The following is a 22,456-nucleotide window of genomic DNA, read 5'->3' as shown; positions in this document are numbered from 1 at the left end:
GTTCCCTTACTCTGCTTCTTCACTATTGACACAATTTTTAATAAAGACCGCTAATGCCTCAATTGCTATTGTGATATTTTCAGCTTCAGTATGACCCGATGCTTTTCGCGGTTTAAAGCCGTGATCACCATCAGCTAAAAACTGGTAACTCACCTGCGGTGAAAATACCCATTGTTCAACTTCACTACGCACCCCAAAGGTATCGCGTTCACCTTGTAAAATAAGGGTGGGAACCGTGATAGTTGCTAGATGATCGCCGCGATAATTTTCAGGCTTCGCTGGCGGATGAAACGGAAAACCAAGACAAGCAACACCGCGAACTTTCGCCGCACAGTTATGAACTAGAGGCGTTTGGGCTGCAATATCCGTCACCATCAAACTCGCCATTCGTCCCCCCATTGATTTACCGCCAATCACTAACTTACCATTATCAAACTGATCAATATGCGTTTGGAAGTCGGCTAATAATTTTGGCTGGCGATCAGGTGGACGCTTTTTACCGTCTTCAGCACGTTTGATCATATAAGGAAAATTAAACCGTACCACTTGAATATTATGGGCTGCTAACCCTTGCGCAACCGTGGTCATGAAAGCATGATCCATCCCTGCACCAGCACCATGGGCAAATAAAAACGTCGCTACAGCATGCTCAGCATTAGGGCCATCAATCAGATACTCACACTTCTTCAATGACATCAGGCATATCCTCTTGCTCTTTACGGGCTTTATTTAAAATCCAATCACGGAAAATTTGAATACGTCCGGTGTCTGCTTGTTTTTCCTGACACACAAAATAAAACGCATTTTTGCTGACCAAAATCTCATCAAATGGACACACTAACCGTCCTGCTTCTAATTCTGGTTGCGCCAACACATTATTACCTAATGCAATACCTTGGCCATGAGCCGCAGCCTGCAATACCATCGTCGAATGACTAAAGATCGGTCCTTGATTCACATTAACGTCTTTCACATCATAATGACGAACATAGTTCTTCCACTCTTTACGAGAAGTATCATGCAGCAAAGTGTGTAATTTTAAATCATCAATAGTGCGTAACGGTTTCGTCCCAACCAATAACATGGGTGAACATACCGGCATCATAAATTCTTGATACAGTTTATCCGCACGTAACCCCGACCAATTACCTCTACCGTAATAAATTGCTACATCAACATCATCAGTTAATGAACCTTCATCAAGATCAACCGCTTTTATACGGACGTCTATTTCAGGGTGTTGTTCATTAAAGTCAGTTAATCTAGGGACCAACCATTGAATCGCAAAACTAGGAGGTAAACTAATGGTTAATGCACCTTTAGAGCCTCTTTCAAGTACTTTATCCGTCGCATCTGAAATTGATGAAAAGACATCTTTAATATCAAGAAAATAGCTTTGCCCTTCTTCAGTTAATAACAATGAACGATTGCGACGACGGAATAACTTTAACCCTAAAAATTCCTCTAAGGCTTTAATTTGATGGCTAACTGCGGCTTGAGTAACAAACAATTCTTCAGCTGCACGAGTGAAACTTAAATGCCTTGCAGCAGCTTCAAACACCTTCAATGAGTTGAGCGGGGGTAAACGTCTTGACATACTTTTCGAGGCTCTCTAATGCATTAGTTTTTTTCATCTCAAACATTATAAATTGTCCATTGTTTAAGTGCTATATAAACCCTATTATTCGTTCCGTAATGTTGATGAACATTTTGTGTTTTGCCCTCTGGCTAACCGCTGAATTGACATTGCGATGTTGTGTTTGCATATTGTCCGGATCCTGCCGGATAGGTAGTTATCTACCTCTTTACTTCCTGTATTTTGACTTATTTGTCAAAGTAATTGTTAGCACTGCGCCCCAACGCAGTGCTATTTTTTTATTCATTTAAAATCACCGCAACACTTGCTCTTCCTCGCATTTATTAGCATCATCGATAATTCAAATTTCTGTAATGTGACTAGCTATGACCATACCATTCGATATCAAGCAAATTCAAACCCAATTTCCTGCACTGCAACATTCAGATGTCGGACCGCAAACGGTTTATTTAGATAGCGCAGCAACAGCTCAAAAGCCTGCGATTGTTATCGATACGCTAACTCATTATTACCGTGGTTATAATGCCAATGTCCATCGTGGTAGCCATAGCTTAACCGCCAATGCGACCCTGACTTTTGAACAAGCACGTGCCACCGTACAACATTTTATTGGTGCTGCCAGTCCTAAAGAAATCATTTGGACTCGTGGTGCAACCGAAGCCTTAAATCTCATTGCGCAAACCTATGCCCGTACCCATTTACAAGCAGGGGATGAGATTTTAGTCAGTGAACTTGAGCACCATGCCAACATTGTGCCTTGGCAAATGGTCGCTGAACAAACCGGGGCTAAAGTCGTTAAAATTCCAATGCGTAAAGATTGCACATTAGATATTGATGCTTATCTGCGTTTATTGTCGAATAAAACCAAAATTGTTGCTGTTGCTCATATCACGAATGTTACTGGTACTCGCAATCCAATTGAATCAATGATAGCCGCAGCTCACCAATATGGCGCAGTGGTCGTGGTTGATGGCGCGCAAGGGATCGCACATGAACCCGTTGATATTCAAGCACTTGATGCCGATTTCTATGTGTTTTCAGGGCATAAAATTTATGCACCCGCAGGTATCGGGGCACTTTATGGTAAACAAGCACTACTTGAAGCGATGCCACCCTGGCACGGCGGCGGTAAAATGGTCGATAAAGTCTCATTTAATGGCACTAGCTATGCGGGTTTACCGGGGAAATTTGAAGCGGGTACCCCCAACGTTGCTGGCAGCTTAGCGCTTGCAGCAGCCATTGACTGGTTACAAAGTATCGATCGCCAAGGCGCAGAACAACACATTGCCGATTTACGTCAACAAGCCTTAGACGGGATTCAGGATATTGATGGATTGCGTATTATTGGTCTTCAACCTCATGCAAGCTTATTTTCTTTTGTCGTCGATGGCGTTCATCATCAAGATATTGCTACATTGCTAGATCAACAGCATATTGCGCTGCGTGCTGGTCATCATTGCGCTCATCCAATGCTTGATGCACTAGGCTTAACAGGAACATTACGGGTATCATTAGCACTTTATAATGATCAACAAGATGTAGCGCGATTTATTGCAGCACTGCATAAAGCCTGTGATTTATTATAGTTACAGCCAAGGAAAACAACATGACCACCACTATGACGCTTCCTCAGCACCCTTTTGGCTCTGAGATCACAACCACTGATATCATTGCCCAAATGCAAACCGCAACGGGGTGGGAAGATCGCTATCGTAACGTTATTCAACTCGGTAAAAAACTACCACAACTGGATGACAGCTATAAGCAAGATCAACTTAAAATCAGCGGCTGTGAATCACAAGTGTGGTTACATCATCAAGTTGTTGATGAACACTATTACTTTATTGCGGATTCAGATGCGCGAATTGTGCGTGGTTTAATTACCTTAGTGCTCGCCGCTTATAATGGTAGAACCGCGGCTGAAATTAACGCTTTTGATATCGATACCTACTTTGATAATTTAGGCCTAATTACCCATCTTAGTCCTTCACGTGGCAATGGTTTAAAGGCAATTGTTGAACAAATAAAACAGCTTGCGCACTAATAATTCATCGAATTAACGCCTATTACTGCCCACTAGATACAAAAAAGCGGACTCCAATGGTGATCCGCTTTTTAGTCTTTATTATCGTGTAGACGACATATTATTGACGATGTTTTTCAATCAACTTCTTAATAATATGTGCCACCGCAACAAAACCAAAACTGGCTGTAACTACCGTTGCCGCACCAAAACCACTGGCACAATCCATTCGTTTAGGCCCTTCTGCCGTCGCTTTTACCGCACATACAGAACCATCTGCTTGGGGGTATTTCAAATGCTCAGTGGAATAAACACAATCAATCCCAAATTTACGCTTAGCATTTTTAGTGAAGTTATGGTGGTGACGCAATGTTTCACGTAATTTTCTAGCCAATGGATCTTGAATCGTTTTGGTTAAATCTGTGACTTGAATTTGAGTAGGATCTGTTTGTCCACCAGCGCCACCGATTGTAATAACTTTAATTTTATTACTTTTACAATACGCCAATAATGATGCTTTTGCTTTAAGGCTATCAATCGCATCTAATACATAATCAAATTCTTTTGATAAATACTGGGCTTGGTTTTCAGGACTAATAAAATCATCAATTAAATTAACTTTACAGTCAGGGTTAATCAATTGAATACGCGCAGCCATTACTTCAATTTTACTTTGACCAATAGTGCCTGTCATTGCATGAATTTGACGGTTGATATTAGTTACACAAACATCATCCATATCAATTAAAGTTAACTCACCCACACCAGATCGTGCTAACGCTTCTGCTGCCCATGAGCCAACACCACCGATACCAATCACACACACATGTGCAGCGCGAAGAATTTCAACTTCACTGTTGCCATATAAACGACGAGTGCCGCCAAAACGTTGATTATAACTATCGGATGCTGGGGTATCTAATTCACGCATACTGGTTCTACACTGCTAGAGATGGATAAACAAAGAGTGCGTTTTTATACGCACTCTCAAAACAATTGTCTAGTCAGACCAAGGAGATCACCGTTGTGAATGCCTCAATCATCACTATTATCGTGGCATTAACCATGGATCTTGAGTTGCTGTACCTTTAAGACCTAAACGCCATACGCGGCCAAAATGCTTATAACGGCCAGCATCAGTACCCGCTTGCTTACCTTTACCATGGTATAAATCAAGATGATTACGCTTCACCGCACCACCTGTATCTAATGCTAATAATAATCGAAGTACATGTTTACCGGTCCAGTTACCTTTCGCATCTAACTGTGGTACTTCTGCTAATAATACCGATCCCATTGGAATATATTTACGATCAGCGGCAACCGCTGCATTGGCTAATAATGGAATACCAGCACTGCCTTTCACATCTAATGTTTTACGTGGTGAGAAAAATACAAATGATGGATTTTGCTCTAATAATTCACGTACTTCACTTTCACTATGATTAGCTACCCAATTTTGAATCGCTTGCAGTGACATCTTTGATTTAGGCACTTCACCACGATCAATTAACACGCGGCCAATACTGACATAACGATGGCCATTTTTACCGGCATAACCAAAATATTGCAGCTGGTTATTATCTTCAAAATGAACAAAACCACTGCCTTGTACTTCCATCATAAACACATCAAGCATCGATTTACTGTAACCCAGCACTAACCCTTTACCCGCTAACGCACCATCATAGATTTGCTCGCGTGAAGGACAACGACCTTTACAGGTTGGCATTGCATAAATCGGGTAACGATAGGCACCCATTGGTTTATGACGTAATTCAATCACTGGAGAGTAATAACCCGTAAACATCACGTTACCTTCACCATTAGCACCCCCCATTTGTGCCGCTTGGATACCGTATTTAGCTAACGTACTTGGATTACCACTGTGCTTAGCCCAATTTTCTACTTGGTTATACAAGGGTTCAAATTTACGCGCCATTGACGATGAACGCGAGGTAACCATTTTTGCTTGTGGGGCAAATGTACTGTAATCATGAGGCTTATTTGATTCAACGTGTGACACTTTATTTAGCACATGATTAAAATGCTGACCTAAATATTGGTGTGCTAACGGATTACCAGCTGTCGCTAAGCTCGGTTTTTCCGTTGTCGTACTCTCTGGGGATGAACACCCTACCAAGCTAAAAAGAATAATTGCAACTGTTGCTTTACGTAACACGATAGATAAGCCTATAAAAGTTTTATAAAAAGGTAAAAAGATGATTACTCGTTTACTTTTGTTACAGCAGTAAACCGATGCCAATACTAACAAACACCATCTACAAATAAGTAATTATTTCACAGAATCTACAAATAAATGACATAACAAGATCGAAATGCTTAAGACTAATAGAGACCAATTAAAGTTCCATTAAAAGAATAAAATATACGCCTATCGCTAAAAAACACACTTTAAGATAAATCTAATTATCTTAAAAGTGCATTTTATTCATAAAGATAAGTATACCTCAATGATAGTTATTAGTATCGAATTCTCAGATTAAGAACCAACTGTATTCATCATTAATACTCAATATTAATAACGACCAATATGAATATTTAATCAACTATAGTGATTATTACTAATTTGACTCAAATCACATTTAAATGCTGCACAAACGAAGTAATTGCTTTAATTTATTGGTTATAAATTAAACATAGATATGGATATCGCTTGTGAATACACGTAAAACCCCCTTGGTAAAAGGATTCCGTCAATCAGCCCCTTATTTAAATGCCCATGTAGGTAAAACCATGGTGATCATGGTTGGGGGTGAAGCCATTGCTGACCCTAATTTTGCCAATATTGTTAATGATATCGCTTTACTGCACAGTTTAGGTATTCATATTGTGATGGTGTACGGCGCTCGACCTCAAATAACCACCCTCTTAGAACAGCAGCATTATAATAGTCCCTACCACAAAGGCATCAGAATCACCGATGCACATAGCCTCGAAATAGCTAAACAAGCCGCAGGGCAACTCCAACTGGATATCACTGCTCGCTTTTCAATGGGGCTTAATAACACCCCGATGGCGGGTTCACAAATTAACGTCATTAGCGGTAACTTTATTATTGCACAACCATTAGGCATCGATGATGGGATTGATTTTTGTCATAGCGGTAAAATTCGCCGTATCAATAACAGCGCCATCACCAGCCAATTAGAACAAGGATCAATTGTATTACTCGGCCCTATTGCCAGCTCTGTCACTGGTGAATGTTTTAATCTTACCTCAGAAGAAATTGCCACTCAGGTCGCGATTCGATTACGGGCTGATAAATTAATTGGCTTTTGTTCAGAACAGGGGGTTATTGATAGTAATAATGACATTATTTCAGAGTTATTACCCCATGACGCAGAACAGGTATTGCGACAGCTGATCGATAATGACGAGCAACAAAGTGGGACTGGCCGTTTTCTTCGCGGCGCGATTACCGCTTGCCATGCTGGCGTACCTCGCAGCCATTTATTGAGCTATAAACAAGATGGCGCACTGATTCAAGAACTGTTTTCGCTCGATGGAATTGGCACTCAGATTGTAATGTCAAACGCAGAGAAAATACGTCGCGCTGATATTAATGATATTGGTGGTATTTTAGATTTGATTCAACCGTTAGAAGCAGAAGGTATTTTAGTTCGCCGTTCTCGTGAACAACTAGAACGTGAAATTACCCTTTTTACCGTCATTGAACTTGATAATCTTATTATTGGTTGTGCCGCTCTTTACCCTTATCCTGATGAAAAAATGGCAGAAATGGCATGTGTTGCGATTCATCCTGATTTTAGAGACGGTGATCGCGGAGTATTGTTACTCAACAAGTTATGTCAACAAGCTCGAGATACAGGTCTTAATAAAATCTTCGTCCTCACCACCCGTAGTGTGCATTGGTTTCGTGAGCAGGGATTTTATGAATGTGATATCGAACAATTACCAATGATAAAAAAAGATCTCTATAACTATCAACGTCGTTCCAAAATACTTATAACAAATATAATCTAATAACCACTAAACTTGTAACAAAATGTTAATTCACCATTCAGTAATGTATGATAGCTTTAAAGTTAGTCACTTTAATGTAACAACAATAACTACTATACATACAAAAGAAAGGTTAAATAATCACTTATGATGAGTTTATTATTTCTACTTGTATTCGTTGCAATGCTCTGCGCGTTTACTGGAATAAAAGGTGCCAGTTATATTATTTTTGCTATCACTGTTGTTTTGGGACTGTATTGGTTCCATCACCATGCAACAGATCCCTTATCAATTTTACTCTAAGGGGGATGCATGAATAATAAAAATGTTGTACTACTTAATACACTTGGTCTATTAGGGATCACCTTCGTTCTATTAATGGCATCAGTACTTCAAGTTGTACTCAATGAATTACCGTGTCCCCTCTGTTTATTACAGCGCTTAGGCTTCATGCTCGTGATGTTTGGTTTTATGCTCAACGTCATTTATGGTCCACAACAACGTCACTATGGCGTATTAATCATCGGTGCACTCTTTGGTGCCGCGACCGCATTACGCCAAGTGTCATTACACGTCATTCCAGGTACGCCGGGATTTGGCAGTCCGATATTTGGGATCCATTATTATACTTGGGCATTTATTATCTTTAGTCTCACTATCGTAGGTATTGCTGTATTGCAACTACTATGGAATAAAGACTGTAATAATAACGATTATAAAATGAATAAGTTTGGTAAGTTTGTATGCTTACTGGCTATTTTTGCCGTAGTGGTTAACGTAGTATCGACATTCATTGAATGTGGTCCTTATCAGTGTCCAGATAATCCAATAACCTATTGGTTATTTAATTAATATAAAAACACGATGACAAACGCCAGCTTATCTTTAATATGCTGGCGTTTTTTATTGTTTTTTTACTGTCAATTTAACGCTATCATCAACAAATACGCATAAGGTATACTGTATAAATTGTATCGTTATTCAAAAAAGGTCTATTGTTATTCATGCTATGTATTTTTGTTTTCTGTCTCATATTAATAACAATGCTAACTGCACTTAAAGGCAAAAAGAAACTGAGTTATGCCATGTTTGTCTTAACATTCATTGCAGCATCTATTCTGCTTAAACATCACATTGTATATACCCTTCCAATTTCAATTTAAGTACGTTATGAACAATCAACTTATTAATCGACTCAATATTTTAGGTTTACTCGGGATCACTGCAATACTTGCGACGGGATCAGTTATTCAATTAGTTTTTCATGAATTACCTTGCCCTTTATGCTTACTACAACGCGTAGGATTCATGATGGTCATGTTTGGCTTTATGCTAAATATTCTTTTTGGTCCTCAGCAACCGCATTACGGTATTATTTTATTTGGCGCATTATTTGGTGCAGCCGCGGCATTACGCCAAGTTTCATTGCACCTATTACCCAATGATCTCGGTTATGGTAGTCCCTTATTAGGAATGCATTATTATACGTGGGCTTTTGTTATTTTCATGATGACAATCATTGGAGTCGCAGCCTTACTATGCCTTTGGCGTCCTGAAAAAAATCCCAGTAATTACCATGTCAAAAGTATGGGTAAATTAGTCTGTTATCTTGCCGTTGCCGTTGTAATTATTAATATTGTATCAACCTTCATTATGACAGGGCCTCATGTTACTCCGGCGGATCCTCATAGCTATTGGTTACTTGATCAATTCAAAAAATAATATTTAAATAACACAATGCCAGCACTGATGCTGGCATTGTTCACTCAAAGATAACCAATAACATTACACTAATAGTTGTGCTAACCCGCTGGCGCGTTCAGTTCGAACTTGCACAGTTTTAGTAATAATGTCCATCGGTGCATACAAGTACAGCCGCGACTTAGCACGCGTAATACCAGTATAAATTAATTCACGGGTTAGTATTGGTGTGTATTCCGCAGGTAATACCATGACTGTATCCGCAAATTCCGAACCTTGTGATTTATGGATCGTCATCGCATACACTACTTCATGCTCAGGAATACGACTCGGTAAAATTCCGCGAACAGTGCCATCTGGCATTTCAAAATACACCCGTAATCGACGCCGACCACCATCAGAATCACCCTCAGGTTCTAACATCGTCATACCAATATCACCGTTAAATAACCCTAATGCGTGATCATTACGCGTGATCATAATCGGACGTCCGACATACCAGGTTTCATCATTGGGTGAAATGCGACCACGATGAGTCAATTCTTTTTCAATCCGTTGGTTTAAGCCAACAACCCCAAAATCCCCTTCACGTAAGGCACATAATAATCTGACATTCGCAAAGGCTTTTAATACCTCAGCCGGCGTTTTATCGATTTTTATCGCATCTAAATAATCAAGATAAAACGTCACCACTTGATTAATCATCGAGACATAAGTTTCAACGCCTAAAGGGGAATGATGAATATCTTTAAATCCTTGCTGAAAGACCTTATTTACCTGTGCAGGTTTACCTAGATTAATCGCTTTAGCTAATTGTCCAATACCCGATAATGCATGGAAACGGTAACTCTTTTGTAGCATGCATAAACAGTCAGTCACCACACTTAAACCGATATTATTTGAATGTAAATCAAACCCAGTCAACTGACTTAATAACTGCCCTTGCTGAGCGCTGTAACCTTGAGTTGCAAAGGAACAGATATCACCTAACACCGCCCCCGCTTCAACGGAGGCTAATTGATCTCGGTCACCCAATAAAATCAATTTAGCCCCTTGTGGCATTGCGTCTAATAATCGCGCCATCATCGGCAAATCGACCATTGAGGCTTCATCAACCACCAGCACATCTAGGTGCAACGGATTATCTTTATGATGCCTAAACTCAACCCGATTTGGAATCGAACCCAATAAACGGTGTAATGTACTTGATTGCGTCGGAATTAAATCTTTAATCGCCTGCGGTACGGCTAATGATTTGATAGCAGTACCAATAGATTCAGTTAAACGCGCCGCCGCCTTACCGGTCGGTGCCACCAGCATAATATTCGGTTTATGTTCACCATTAGCTTGCATCACCAACGCTGCCAATAATTTAGCTACAGTAGTAGTTTTACCTGTACCCGGCCCGCCCGAGATCACTGCAAACTGACGTGTTAGTGCCATTGCTGCGGCTACTTTTTGCCAATTTAAGCAGCTCGTCGTTGGCACCAAACTATCTAATGGTTGTAAATCTGTTATTTGCTGCGCTTGTTGTAATACGCTATCAATCGCCATCCAATCAAGCTGCTGTGGTGTAACAATATTCAAATAATCACAGGTTATTTTCTGGCGTTGTTTAGCGTCAGTCGCACCTTGCAACGCATGGTATAAATGCCCATAGCTTGGCTGAAACAAATCATTCAACGCTTGATGCATCAAACTCAATTGTTGGTCTTGCCACTGGGTGACTTGGCCGTAATTAGTCGCCATATCTACAATCCGCTTTGCAACCGTTTGTTCAAATTGCCAATAACGATTGAGGTATAAACGACCATGATCAAACACCAAAGGACTCGCTTGTAAGCCTTGTGATTGAACATTAGCTACCACATCAAATTGTGATAATAATGGTGCCCATAGGTTTAATTCAGGTAAGCCATCAACTAACGCTACCGATAATCGGCTTGATAAACCAAATAAGTGCTGCACGCGCAATTGATCTAATTGAATACAAACATGGCCTTTGCCTAATTCATAACTCACTAATGCAGCCATTAGTGCTGCCAAATCCTGTTGCGATTGCGGACTGTGTAGTGCCACAAATTTAGCAAACTGATAATCAAGCTGACGTAAGCCACCTTGTTTAGTCAGTGTTTGTAAACGCTTAAGCATGTGATAGCACTCCTTTCATGAGTAAATCCAAATCATCAAGTAATTGTTCACTTGGGCGCGCATAAAAAATACCACTGTCACTCCCCGCCTGAATACCGCGTAAAAACAAGTAATACACCCCACCAAAATGGGTCTCATAGCTGTAATTAGGAATACGACTGCGCAGAAAACGTTGTAATGCCAGAGCATAGATTTGATATTGCAAATCATAACGGTGTTCACGCATCGCGGTTTTCAATTGCTCACCTCGATACACTTGTGGATCATCACCTAAATAATTTGATTTCCAGTCTAAAACGTAATATTTACCTTGATGCTCAAACACTAAATCGATAAAACCTTTTAGCATTCCACTCACGGTTGCAAAGCCTAACTCACCCGCTTTAGCTGACAACGGATCATGTTTTGCGATCACCTTGTTGAGTGCCACTGCTTGTAGGATCTCAATCGGCAATAAAAATTCCATTTCCGTTAATCGTTGCGACGCTGTTTTATCCGCCAACCGCAATGCATCGCCATCAAGCGCACAAGTTAATACATCCTGAATTAGCTGCTGCAACACAGGTAACCACGCTAATTCATAATTTTCTAATTGCAATAATTCCGTTAATTTCGCGACCGTTTCAGGGCAATCAACCGCAGCGGTAAAATCAATTTCTTCAAACACGGTATGCAAAAAGGTACCGGGACGCGCACCACGAGGAAAAGTATAAATCGAGTATTGTGGCTCTAATTCCAACTCATTATCATCGATGTCTTCTGTCACATTTTGCACCGAATCAATATCAAACCCGGGTAAATCTAGACTGCTATCATGAGCCGTTTGATGACCTTGCTTAACCAAATTAGAATAACTGGTCATCCACCAATTACGCTCTAATGAGGCAGAGAACGGTCGTTTAACCAAGGCTTCAGTTACTTCCACCGGTGGTTGCCATGGCACATCACTTAATTGCGGCGGTTCAGTCACAGTGATTGCCCCTTGCGCCTCACACAATTTAGCTAAGGCTAATTCAAGTGCAGCGACACCGCCCGCCTCACCATTCTGTACTAAATGTCCCATTGCTGAGCGATGTAAGCCAGTTGGCTCTTTGGTGCTACGGCCATTACGAATCGGAGCCATACCAACATAACACCCATAAACTGCACGGGTTAATGCCACATAAATTAAGCGTAGATCTTCGGCTAATCGTTCTTGATCGGCTTTTTCGATTGCGGGCGCTTGTTTAGCAATATCAAGTACCGTGATGTTATCCACTTCATCGTGATATTTAACTTCACCTTTACTGTCGACCTCACGGTAACTGCACACAAACGGCATAAAGACTAAATTATATTCCAAGCCTTTTGATTTATGGATAGTAACGATCTGCACCAAATTACGTTCTGATTCTAACCGCATCACTTGATCATCAGCATTGCCGTTTGGCTCAGCAACATGTTCAGCTAACCAGCGCAACAGTGCATAATCACTGTCTAATGTTTGACTCGCCTGTTGCAATAATTCACCAATATGCAGCAAATCAGTCAACTTACGCTCACCGCCATCTTCGGCTAATAATCGCTCTGCAATTTGATTTTTTGCCATCACACTGCGCAACATTGGCATCACACCACGTTTTTGCCACTGTTGGCGATATTGCTTAAAGCTATTAATTGCAATTTCCCACTCATTCTCATCATTATTGAGTTGATCAAGTTCAATTGCAGTGCGCGCAAACAGCCCTGATGCTAACGCCGCGCGTAATATACGATCATCTTCAGGGGTTAATACTGCTTGTAATAAACGTTGAATATCGGCCGCTTCTGGGGTTGAAAACACACTGTCACGGTTAGATAAATAAACACTGGCAATGCCTTGTTTGGATAATGCTTCACGGACTAATCGCCCCTCAGTACCCGTACGCACCAACACCGCTATATCTCCCGCTTCAATACTATGCTGTTGTTCTTTATCTAAGAAATACGCTTGTTGTTGCTGCGATTGAGTCAGAATATGTTGAATTTGTGCCGCAGTGGAAGCGGCCATTGTCGCTTGATAATTACCTTTGGTTATCGGCTTACCATCTAGGCTATCTTGTAACCAAAACGTCAATGCGTGTTGTGCTTCACCCTCTAACCACCAGCTACGTTGAGCGGCGTTAGGGCTATGATCAACCGCTAAAAATTCAATATCTTGATCATAAATAAACGGACTATCAGGCTGTTGAAATACACCATTAACAGCTGCAATCATATTAGCTGTCGAACGCCAGTTAGTGGCTAATGTATAGTGATCAGCGACTTGGCGACGCGCTTGAATATACGTAAAAATATCAGCGCCACGGAACGCATAAATAGCCTGCTTAGGATCACCGATCATAAACAGGCCGCATTCAGGGTGATGACGATAAACATCACTAAAAATACCGTATTGCAGTGGATCGGTATCTTGGAATTCATCAATCATCGCCACTGGATATTGAGCACGAATTTTACTCGCGAGTAGATCATCAACATCATTATCAATCGCAGCGCCTAATTGCGTCAGCAAGTCATCAAACGATAACCATCCTTTACGCGCTTTAGCATCAGCCAATAATTGACGACAATGCTCAATCGCATGGGCTAATAATGGCTCACGTAAATTAGCAGGATGATCTAATAATTCAGCAATGGCATTAAAAACCGCATGCTCAGGTGCATCACCTTTGGCGGTTTTTTCAATTAATGTCTGCTGATGGAAGCGAATCAAATTATCAGGCAGTTCATAACCAACGGTGGGTTGCGCTGCCCATGCGCTGACTTGTTCAATCCAATTAGGTAAACTTTTTTTGGTATAACTGCGTTTATTGATCCCAGAATTGGCAATTAAGGCTTCAAGATCTGCTTGATGCTGACGCCACAACGCTTTTACTTCATCAATCCGCACAATATTTTGCTGGTGTAATTGTTCTAACGATTCGGTCATCGCAGCCACTGACAATCGTACTGGCGCACCAGTTAAACTATTGCCAATTTCTTTCAATAACGCATTGGGCGATGACCAAATTTCACGCACTTCATGGGCTAACGCTGGCGGTAAATGATAAAAACTACTACGCCAATAATCCGCCACCACAATATTTTTAAGCTGGCTTTCATCGGTCACAAATTCATTATTAAAACGGCTACCCGATTCAAACGCATTTTGAGTAAGCATTCGCTGACAGAAACCATGGATAGTATAAATCGCCGCTTCATCCATCTGCCGTTCGGCTTGCAATAAAAGGGTTGCGGCTAATTTATGATCTGGATATTCATTTAATAACGGCTCAATAACAGGATCGTGACTAATACCACGACTAAACGCTAGCCGCGCATCATGAATACGGGCACGAATACGATCGCGTAATTCTGCCGTCGCCGCTTCAGTAAAGGTTACAACTAAAATTTGATCAACCGTCAACTGCTGTTGATGACGAGTGTCCTCATTACCGTGCGCTAGCAATAACCGTAAATACAAACTCGCGATGGTAAATGTCTTACCGGTGCCCGCTGACGCCTCGATCAAACGCGTGCCATGCAATGGAAACGTCATTGGTTGCAGAATATTCGTTAGTACGTCATCCGTTGTTAGTACTTCAGTCGCCATTATGTCACTCATCCCATGGTTGCTATATGTAACAACAGCACCAGCCCGATAATTTTTAATGTCAGTGATCGGGCTAGTTATTATGTGACCCAACACTTATAAGTAAATATTGGCACCTAATATTCTATTGTGTTCCTATAATGTGAGAACTTACTCACGGTTTATACGACAGTGGTTAGTTAGTATCAGCGCCAGAAACTTGGTCACCTCTGGACCTGTGGCCGCACAGCGAACACCCTACAACTAACAATGATTTGCTGGCGGCCACACTACTTCACTACCACGTTATTCTGGCTTAATTTCTTTACTGTTCACCACCACCGCTTGTAGCACCAATGCCGCTAATTGATTCGCATCTTGTGCCACATCGTCATCCCATTGCGGCCATACGCGCTGAATGTAATCATCACTGCCTTCCCCAGCAAACAAGTAACCATCGTTAAAACATTCTGCCATTTTTGTCAGGGCTTTTTGTTCAGTTTCTTCATCACTCTTCCAGCTACCATCACGGCCGATATGAGCTTGTATGGCTGCCATCGCAGTTTTAGGGAAATAGGCTAACGGTTGATTTAAACCTTGGTAATACAGTTCAATCAATTGTTGTAAATAAGCGAGTGCTTGCTGTGGTTCAATCGTTTGTAATTCAAACTGCTTATCAGTACCAATAATATGGGTAACTTGTTGGGTTTCAGGCACCGATATAGCCAAACATAAATGATCAAGCCAAGCCGTTAAAAAATCTTGAGGGCGAATTTTTCCAGTACGGTAACGTAAAAGACCAGACTGATAACGCTGCTTGAGCCAACCTTGTAAAGAGACGTTATGCCCCTTAATCATCACGGTGATCGCCACTTCTTGATCCGCTAATGGTGCATGAATTAATGGCTCAATCACATCGGTTAAATTCGCCACCGCTTGGCGACTAGCCGCTAAATCAAGCTCACCAAATGCCGCGACAGGTAAATTACCTGCGGCACGCTGCTCGGCTGCAAACTGGTTATAAATCACATCAGGATCCGCATTTTTCTGCTTGGCATCTAATAATAATTCCAGCAATTGATCGCGAATTAAATAGCTTTCCAACCCGTTAAGAACAAACGGCTCATCGTCTTCTAATAGTCCCATTGGCGCTTCAAAATACACTTTAAGACGACGGTTAAAAAAGTAACGCACCGGTAAACGCCAAAAACGCTGTAATTCAGCCAGTTCTAAAACCATGCTGTGATCATCTGCCATCGGTTCAGCCATTAATGCATTAAGCTGAAATGGCGCACTTGCCTGCCCATCGCGGTTAGCCGCAGGTAACCATTCAATTGCAAAACTGGCGTGATCGCCAATAAACGCACTGGGGCTAAATGGCACTAACGGGTGATGTTGAATTAACTGTTGTTTGATATTGTTTGCAGAGACATCTACCGCTAACGGTTGATCGCCCGCGCAGCAATAGCCTTGTTGACAATACTCCACCAGCTCACTGACTAACACTGATGGCACTTTTTGAGCGTTATCTTGAATCGAACGGCCAACATAGCTGATATATAATGTTTGTTGAGCGGATAACAAGGCTTCTAAAAATAAATAACGGTCATCATCTCGACGGGAACGATCTCCAGCCTTAGTGCGGCCATTCATAAGATCAAACCCTTCAGGGGCGATGTTACGCGGATAAGCACCATCGTTCATTCCCAATAAACACACCACATTAAAAGGAATAGAACGCATCGGCATCAGGGTACAAAAGTTGACTTGTCCGGCTAAGAAACGCTGGCTAACACGCTCACCAGAGAGCTTATCTTGCAAGTATTGTGTCAGTACCGCTGGCGTGATTTGCCCTTGATAACCCGCATCTTGTAATTGTTGGTGCAACCGCTGCAAGTTATCGCGAATCGATTTTAAAATTAACTCGCCTTCCAACTCAACCACAAAGAAATCATCCAGTAACTGATGTAATAACTCAGCCCATTGATTAACGGTTTGTGATTGTGCCAAAGCACTGCGATATTCAATTAAGCTATCGATAAATCCTGCTAATTGTCCTGCTAATTCAGCATCTAATCCTTGTACTTGCTCATAAGCAGAGATCCCAGCAAATAAACCGGTATCATGCGGCATTGCATAACCCAGCAGCATTCTCTGAATACCAAACAACCATGTATTTTGCAGTTGTTCGGGTAAATCAAACTGACTGGCGGTATGTTGATCAAGTCCCCATCGAATACCCGCTTCTTCAATCCATTGTTTGATTTTTTCAAAGCTAATGCTATCAAAACCAAACTTTTCCATCACCGCGGGTACTTCTAGCAACTCCAATAATTCAGAGGCATGACAGCGACTTTCAGGCAAGGTGAGTAAGCGCAAAAATGCCAATAAAATCGGGTTTTCTTGCTCAGCTGTACGGTCAGAAATAGAGAATGGAATATAACGATTACCCGGCGCATTACCAAATACCGATTGAATTGCAGCACTGTAAGCATTGATGTCAGCTACCATTACAATCACATCACGCGGCTTTAGCTTAGAATCCGCTTCAAACATCGCTAGCAATTTATCATGCAGCACTTCCACTTCACGCATTGGGCTATGACAAGCGTGAATGGTGACCGAATGATCATCAGCAGCAATCGGAAATTTGTGCTCACTGGAATCGAGTTGAGTATCGTCTTGACGATCTTGAAGATGTAAAATATCTGCTTGAATGGCATGCAATAGCGTATCCGCTTCAATATCAACAAAGCCGGCATCGACTTCGTTAACTTCCATTGCCGATAACAGATAAATATTATCTCGTCCAAGTTTCCCCATCGATGCTAATAAGCTATTACCAACAACGTCATTGTGCATGTCATCGTCATAATTATTTTGATCGTTGTCTTTAAGCACTGACAATAACGCATCAACATCATCCGTCGTGGCGATATTTTGTAGCTGTACTCGCTGTCTCGCCGCTAAACGTGCCAGATGTTTACGATCGCGAATATCACCCCAGTAATATTTACAAGGGTTAGTAAACATTAAATGGACATCAATATGTTCACCAATCGCGGCTAACGCATCTAAATAGCGTGGTGGTAAGGAAGAAATACCAAACACAAACAATCGTTGCGGTAACCCCGCCGCCAATAACGCCGCCTTCCCTTCATTACCTGAATAATTGTTCAGCGTTTCAATAAAGTGATCGTACAAATTAGCACGATGATACGGTGATTGTTCTAATGCTAAGGTTTGATCGTAAAGCGCTTGCCATAAGATCGGCTGCCACGGATGCTCATCATTAAGCTCTGCAACGGTTTCGCCCGCTTCCCATTGCTGGATCCATTCAGGGCGATACACTAAATATTGGTCAAAAATATCGGCTATTTTTTCAGACAGTTGGTAACACTTGAGAGAATCACTATCGTTATCTAAATAACGTTGTAATGGTTCAAATTCAGGTTGATCAAACTGTTGTGGCAATACCTGCATTAATTTCCATGTCATCGCCTCTTTATTAAATGCACTTCGCTCGGGCACATCCGCCAAGACTTGAGTAAACATTTTCCAAATAAAAGTCGCAGGTAATGGAAATTCTATATTGGCTGCCACCCCAAATGAGGTCGCCAATTCCATTTTTAGCCATTGTGACATACCTGGGCTTTGTACCAGAATTTGCTCTTTTTCAAACGGATTCGCTAATGGCTGTAAGCGGATCAACTCAACTAATAATGATTTAAGCAGATCAAGCTGATTTGAATGATAGACAGTGAACACGCAGATATTCCACAGCAGAAAAATAGATAATCAAATTGTCTACCATCACTGAGATACTGTAAATAAATACAGTTTAAAAACACCCCAAAGCATCACAATTTATGCCCAGAAGTAACATAAACGCCCATAAAAAAGCCCAGCCAAATTGACTGGGCAACACACTCAACATTTATAGGTACAACAACACATTCGTGAAATTACTGCACCATTGCTATCAAATGTTGTGTGGACAGATTTCACTGCGTTGAAATAATCGACTCACAGGACGATAAAAAGCTAAATATCGAATGGATACATAACCAATAATGATACTCGCTACATATAATTCAATTGTCGCTAAACCATGAACTTGAGCGACATAATGCGCATCAAAGCCATAGCTCTGCATCCAAGCGACTGTTTTAAATAAAGCGGTTGCACCAATTGCCATTGGGAAAGTAAATGCGGCATAACCGGGACTAAAATCTAAGCGTAATAAACGGAAAAAAGCTAAATAGATAACCGTTGTCATTAATACGGCAATACCTCCAAGTAAAGCAACTATCACTGGCGACGGTGTAGCGGTAATGGTTAGATAACCCGCCAAAGACAGACTTGCAGGCGCTGCCATAATCGCAATGGTTGGTTTAGCGCCATCAGGCACTTCATCACGGAACATAAATCGATAAATCATCATCGGTAACATCACGGCATAAGCCATCATACCGAACATTTGCAATGCATAAGCTAATGGATGTAACGCAGCAATACCTGGAAATGAAACGTCTGCAACAATAATACCAATTGGCGGTACAAACCAACTTGGCACCATGTGATGTAAATGAAAATCACGGCCACGATGAAATAAGAATAAAGCTAAAAAAATAACATGCAATCCAACCGCAAATAACCAAACATACACACCAACAGTGATTGAGCCGTAAACACTAATCGCTTTAGATACCACCATTAATGCCATTGCAAATGTCGGTACTACACTGCCGACAACGTGATGTGATAAATCATTCCATAACAACTTTGGATGCACTAAAAATTTAGCGATTAAAATGAGTAGCATCAATGCTGCAATAACTGCGCCTGTTATCTGTCCGTAACCGTGAAGTTGAGCACCACTCTCCCAACACCATAAAATACTGCCAATACCTAACGCTAACCCCGCCATGGGTGTCGGTGCGCTGGCTAATTTTCTTTTTGTTGCTGTAATCATATTTTTACTCCGCTTAGAGGATAGCAATAGCGAATTATTGTTTTGTTGACTACAGTATACATGTTTACCTTTGTTTATAATAATTGAATATATTTAAAACAGTGTTAAAATTATTTTAACAACAAGGTGGCCAGATTCACCTTGCGTCTTTTAATGAGGTAATGATGAATATAGCGTTAAAACAACTCAACGTTTTTGTGACCGTGGCACAAGAAAAAACAATTACCGCAGCCGCAGAAAAATTATTTTTATCAAAGCCCGCTGTGAGCATGGCGCTCTCTGAACTTGAAAAACAACTTGATCACAAACTGTTTAATCGCAACAATAATCGCTTAATAATCAATGAACAAGGTAAACGATTGTTACCTCTTGCGGATGAACTTTTAGCTCGTTCAAATGCGATTGAAAATTTATTTGATCAAGCAGGCCCACTGACAGGTAAATTAAAGATAGGATCAAGTGATACTGTAGGTAATCAGGTAACCCCCTTTTTATTGCGTGATTTTAGACTTGAAACCCAACATCGAGATCAAACATTATTTATCTCAAATACGGCTCAGATCTGTCATAAGTTAACAGAATTTGAATTAGATATTGGTTTAGTTGAAGGAAAGATCCAACATTCCGACCTTGTTGTTCAACCGTGGTTAAGTGATCAAATGGTGATCGCTTGTCATCCACAGCACCCATTAACTAAAATAAAAAACCTACAGTTATCCGATCTCGAAAATTCAGAATGGGTACTACGAGAAATAGGTTCAGGTACACGGGAGTTTTTTCTTAATCGAATTTCACCTCAATTAGAAAAGTGGACCACCTCATTTGAGTTAAATACTACCGAGGCGATCATTAATTGTGTTAGTGCCGGCTTAGGTATTACCTGTATTTCTCAACGTGCAATCACCCATGCGGTTGAAGAACAGCGCGTTGCTATATTAACGATACCCCTTGATATGAACCGTCAATATTGGCTGTTATATCACCAAGAAAAATATCAAAGTCCACTATTAAAACTATTTTTGACCTTTTGCCAACAATGGCAGTTTGATTAAACCCGATTATCACCCACACTAAATGCAATAATTTGGCTGATCTGAGTTAATGATCGGCCTGATTGTTGCTGCCAATCATTGAATGCATTCTGCGCTGCATGTAATGATTTTAACGTATCACGGCCACCATCAATAATATTAGTATGGCGTAAATAAGCCTCAATATCGGGTGTCAGTAAAAAGGTATCTTTACCAAGCCCGCGCAGACTATAAGCGCCCGTTTTACCGCCTAAGCGACAACCTTGTTTTTTTAAATACAACCATAAACCAATGATATTCTGCTCTGGCCAATCGGCTACCATTGCCGAGAATGATCCATATTCCAATGCCGCGCGATGGATCATATTGGCATTCTCAGGGATCGTCATTACCTTTTTTAAATCTCGAATAATGGTTGCATCTTGCGCTTTTCGCTCCCACATTTCAGTTGGCATTAGGCCCATTTTTTCAATATCAAACTCAAAAAACGCCGCCTCAAATGCAGGCCATTTGTTACGTACTACTTGCCATCGAATACCACATTGAAACACTTTTTGAGTAAATTCAGCTAACCAACGGTGATCTGGAATTAGTGTTAATTGCTCATTATTCAACGGGATTGTTAGTCGTTGTTCTACATTTAATTCACCGCCTTTTCTTTCTACAGCACGATGATATATTTGGTTAAATTTTTCTTGGGTCATCACATTCACACGCTTAGCACTAGACTCTCTCACCATACTACTGTATAAGCGTCCAGTAAATAATTTTCAGGAGAGGATGACCATGGCAGTTATCGTCAAATATGTAGTAGAGCGCAACGGGGAAGAAAAGATGACTTTTACCTCTAAATCCGAAGCCGATGCATATGACAAAATGCTTGATATGGCAGATGAGATGTTTGCTTTATTAAGTGAAAGTGACTTATTCGAAGATGAAACAAAGCAAGAAGAACTATCCATGTTCTTAGCGCAAAATCGTGAAGAAGTCTTGGTTGCTTTAGGCGCAAAAAAAGCCAAACCAGCACCAAAAACAAAAGCAGTAAAACCTGAAGTTGTTGCCGATGAGCAACAGCAAGACGCCGCATAATTTTCAGATTATTCAGTTTGTCGTCGAAAGCCTCCTGATGGAGGTTTTTTTTTATCTATTTATATCCTCCTTCAAATGTTCCACTCTCAATGCCATTCTAAACAAATATAAGCGCCAAAATGAATTGTATTCTGTCCGTTTTTCGTCAATAAACCATCATTTTGCTCTGATTATCAGTTCAGCTCTTCTCTATTTTTATAACTGTCTTTATGATAGATAAATTAGCGGTAAATCATCGGTTAACTCAATAAGCAATCACTGACGTTGGTTATTAGTGATCACATTATTTTAATTACCGCATCGTATTATT

Annotated in this window: 18 protein-coding genes; 9 read left to right on the top strand and 9 right to left on the bottom strand. The window is 40.9% G+C overall.

The window, feature by feature from the left end; all coding sequences use genetic code 11:
* Positions 1 to 6: 6 nt before the first annotated feature.
* Together C9J51_RS15795 and C9J51_RS15790 are read right to left on the bottom strand one after the other, a co-directional pair.
* Positions 7 to 696 (bottom strand): alpha/beta family hydrolase, encoded by a 690-nt coding sequence (locus C9J51_RS15795; RefSeq protein WP_045037486.1) that lies wholly within the window; start codon positions 694 to 696, stop codon positions 7 to 9.
* A complete protein-coding gene (locus tag C9J51_RS15790; RefSeq protein ID WP_045037487.1) occupies positions 677 to 1,597 on the bottom strand; it encodes a transcriptional regulator GcvA in 921 nt (306 codons plus the stop codon). The genes C9J51_RS15795 and C9J51_RS15790 overlap by 20 nt, the downstream gene beginning before the upstream one ends.
* Positions 1,598 to 1,962: 365 nt before the next feature.
* On the opposite strand from C9J51_RS15790, the gene csdA reads away from it, so the two are divergent.
* On the top strand, positions 1,963 to 3,183 hold the full coding sequence (gene csdA, locus C9J51_RS15785; RefSeq protein WP_045040364.1) for a cysteine desulfurase CsdA: 1,221 nt from the start codon (positions 1,963 to 1,965) through the stop codon (positions 3,181 to 3,183).
* A 20-nt stretch (positions 3,184 to 3,203) separates the two neighbouring features.
* Complete coding sequence (gene csdE, locus C9J51_RS15780) at positions 3,204 to 3,641, top strand: cysteine desulfurase sulfur acceptor subunit CsdE (RefSeq protein ID WP_231579408.1); 438 nt, start codon at positions 3,204 to 3,206, stop codon at positions 3,639 to 3,641.
* 100 nt (positions 3,642 to 3,741) lie between these two features.
* Here csdE and tcdA read toward each other — a convergent pair whose 3' ends face one another.
* Together tcdA and mltA are read right to left on the bottom strand one after the other, a co-directional pair.
* Entirely contained in the window at positions 3,742 to 4,551 is an 810-nt protein-coding gene (gene tcdA, locus C9J51_RS15775) for a tRNA cyclic N6-threonylcarbamoyladenosine(37) synthase TcdA (RefSeq protein ID WP_045037489.1), read from the bottom strand.
* A 117-nt stretch (positions 4,552 to 4,668) separates the two neighbouring features.
* On the bottom strand, positions 4,669 to 5,802 hold the full coding sequence (gene mltA, locus C9J51_RS15770; RefSeq protein ID WP_045040365.1) for a murein transglycosylase A: 1,134 nt from the start codon (positions 5,800 to 5,802) through the stop codon (positions 4,669 to 4,671).
* Positions 5,803 to 6,290: 488 nt separating this feature from the next.
* Here mltA and argA point away from each other — a divergent pair, with 488 nt between their 5' ends.
* The 5 genes from argA to C9J51_RS15755 all read left to right on the top strand — a co-directional run bounded on the left by argA (position 6,291) and on the right by C9J51_RS15755 (position 9,329).
* Positions 6,291 to 7,628: an amino-acid N-acetyltransferase gene (argA, locus tag C9J51_RS15765; protein WP_170073320.1), complete on the top strand. Its 1,338-nt coding sequence runs from the start codon at positions 6,291 to 6,293 to the stop codon at positions 7,626 to 7,628.
* A gap of 126 nt (positions 7,629 to 7,754) precedes the next feature.
* Positions 7,755 to 7,910 carry a DUF5993 family protein gene (locus C9J51_RS19670; protein ID WP_219908204.1) on the top strand — a complete coding sequence of 52 codons (156 nt, stop codon included), beginning with the start codon at positions 7,755 to 7,757 and terminating at the stop codon, positions 7,908 to 7,910.
* A gap of 9 nt (positions 7,911 to 7,919) precedes the next feature.
* Positions 7,920 to 8,459 (top strand): disulfide bond formation protein B, encoded by a 540-nt coding sequence (locus tag C9J51_RS15760; protein WP_045037492.1) that lies wholly within the window; start codon positions 7,920 to 7,922, stop codon positions 8,457 to 8,459.
* A 152-nt stretch (positions 8,460 to 8,611) separates the two neighbouring features.
* Positions 8,612 to 8,770 carry a DUF5993 family protein gene (locus tag C9J51_RS19780; RefSeq protein WP_373455679.1) on the top strand — a complete coding sequence of 53 codons (159 nt, stop codon included), beginning with the start codon at positions 8,612 to 8,614 and terminating at the stop codon, positions 8,768 to 8,770.
* 7 nt (positions 8,771 to 8,777) lie between these two features.
* Positions 8,778 to 9,329 (top strand): disulfide bond formation protein B, encoded by a 552-nt coding sequence (locus C9J51_RS15755; protein WP_045037493.1) that lies wholly within the window; start codon positions 8,778 to 8,780, stop codon positions 9,327 to 9,329.
* 63 nt (positions 9,330 to 9,392) lie between these two features.
* Here C9J51_RS15755 and recD read toward each other — a convergent pair whose 3' ends face one another.
* The 4 genes from recD to C9J51_RS15735 all read right to left on the bottom strand — a co-directional run bounded on the left by recD (position 9,393) and on the right by C9J51_RS15735 (position 20,026).
* Positions 9,393 to 11,459 (bottom strand): exodeoxyribonuclease V subunit alpha, encoded by a 2,067-nt coding sequence (gene recD / locus C9J51_RS15750; protein WP_045040366.1) that lies wholly within the window; start codon positions 11,457 to 11,459, stop codon positions 9,393 to 9,395.
* Positions 11,452 to 15,072: an exodeoxyribonuclease V subunit beta gene (gene recB, locus C9J51_RS15745; RefSeq protein WP_045040367.1), complete on the bottom strand. Its 3,621-nt coding sequence runs from the start codon at positions 15,070 to 15,072 to the stop codon at positions 11,452 to 11,454. The genes recD and recB overlap by 8 nt, the downstream gene beginning before the upstream one ends.
* Before the next feature lie 285 nt (positions 15,073 to 15,357).
* Positions 15,358 to 18,819: an exodeoxyribonuclease V subunit gamma gene (gene recC, locus C9J51_RS15740; protein ID WP_045040368.1), complete on the bottom strand. Its 3,462-nt coding sequence runs from the start codon at positions 18,817 to 18,819 to the stop codon at positions 15,358 to 15,360.
* A gap of 214 nt (positions 18,820 to 19,033) precedes the next feature.
* The gene (locus C9J51_RS15735; protein ID WP_107237662.1) at positions 19,034 to 20,026 is read right to left on the bottom strand and encodes a TDT family transporter; all 993 of its coding nucleotides are present in this window, start codon (positions 20,024 to 20,026) and stop codon (positions 19,034 to 19,036) included.
* A 164-nt stretch (positions 20,027 to 20,190) separates the two neighbouring features.
* Between C9J51_RS15735 and C9J51_RS15730 the strand changes: the two genes are divergently transcribed.
* Positions 20,191 to 21,078 (top strand): LysR family transcriptional regulator, encoded by an 888-nt coding sequence (locus C9J51_RS15730; protein ID WP_045040369.1) that lies wholly within the window; start codon positions 20,191 to 20,193, stop codon positions 21,076 to 21,078.
* On the opposite strand, the gene C9J51_RS15725 is transcribed toward C9J51_RS15730, so the two are convergent.
* Positions 21,075 to 21,761, bottom strand: a complete 687-nt coding sequence (locus tag C9J51_RS15725) for a DNA-3-methyladenine glycosylase I (RefSeq protein WP_107237663.1) — start codon at positions 21,759 to 21,761, stop codon at positions 21,075 to 21,077. The two genes, C9J51_RS15730 and C9J51_RS15725, sit on opposite strands and share 4 nt — an antisense overlap.
* Positions 21,762 to 21,843: 82 nt before the next feature.
* On the opposite strand from C9J51_RS15725, the gene C9J51_RS15720 reads away from it, so the two are divergent.
* Positions 21,844 to 22,146 (top strand): YebG family protein, encoded by a 303-nt coding sequence (locus C9J51_RS15720; RefSeq protein ID WP_045040370.1) that lies wholly within the window; start codon positions 21,844 to 21,846, stop codon positions 22,144 to 22,146.
* The last annotated feature ends 310 nt before the right edge of the window (positions 22,147 to 22,456 follow it).

The sequence above is a fragment of the Photobacterium iliopiscarium genome (assembly GCF_003026395.1).
Lineage (GTDB): Bacteria > Pseudomonadota > Gammaproteobacteria > Enterobacterales > Vibrionaceae > Photobacterium > Photobacterium iliopiscarium.
The sequence above is the reverse complement of the archived record's forward strand: the minus strand, read 5'-3'. Positions and strand labels throughout refer to the sequence as shown.

Bases quoted from the DNA above. Each gene is read 5' to 3' on its own strand.
- C9J51_RS15795 (WP_045037486.1), bottom strand. From the start codon at position 696: ATGTCATTGAAGAAGTGTGAGTATCTGATTGATGGCCCTAATGCTGAG.
- C9J51_RS15790 (WP_045037487.1), bottom strand. From the start codon at position 1,597: ATGTCAAGACGTTTACCCCCGCTCAACTCATTGAAGGTGTTTGAAGCT.
- csdA (WP_045040364.1), top strand. From the start codon at position 1,963: ATGACCATACCATTCGATATCAAGCAAATTCAAACCCAATTTCCTGCA.
- csdE (WP_231579408.1), top strand. From the start codon at position 3,204: ATGACCACCACTATGACGCTTCCTCAGCACCCTTTTGGCTCTGAGATC.
- tcdA (WP_045037489.1), bottom strand. From the start codon at position 4,551: ATGCGTGAATTAGATACCCCAGCATCCGATAGTTATAATCAACGTTTT.
- C9J51_RS19670 (WP_219908204.1), top strand. From the start codon at position 7,755: ATGATGAGTTTATTATTTCTACTTGTATTCGTTGCAATGCTCTGCGCG.
- C9J51_RS15760 (WP_045037492.1), top strand. From the start codon at position 7,920: ATGAATAATAAAAATGTTGTACTACTTAATACACTTGGTCTATTAGGG.
- C9J51_RS19780 (WP_373455679.1), top strand. From the start codon at position 8,612: ATGCTATGTATTTTTGTTTTCTGTCTCATATTAATAACAATGCTAACT.
- C9J51_RS15755 (WP_045037493.1), top strand. From the start codon at position 8,778: ATGAACAATCAACTTATTAATCGACTCAATATTTTAGGTTTACTCGGG.
- recD (WP_045040366.1), bottom strand. From the start codon at position 11,459: ATGCTTAAGCGTTTACAAACACTGACTAAACAAGGTGGCTTACGTCAG.
- recB (WP_045040367.1), bottom strand. From the start codon at position 15,072: ATGGCGACTGAAGTACTAACAACGGATGACGTACTAACGAATATTCTG.
- C9J51_RS15735 (WP_107237662.1), bottom strand. From the start codon at position 20,026: ATGATTACAGCAACAAAAAGAAAATTAGCCAGCGCACCGACACCCATG.
- C9J51_RS15730 (WP_045040369.1), top strand. From the start codon at position 20,191: ATGAATATAGCGTTAAAACAACTCAACGTTTTTGTGACCGTGGCACAA.
- C9J51_RS15725 (WP_107237663.1), bottom strand. From the start codon at position 21,761: ATGACCCAAGAAAAATTTAACCAAATATATCATCGTGCTGTAGAAAGA.
- C9J51_RS15720 (WP_045040370.1), top strand. From the start codon at position 21,844: ATGGCAGTTATCGTCAAATATGTAGTAGAGCGCAACGGGGAAGAAAAG.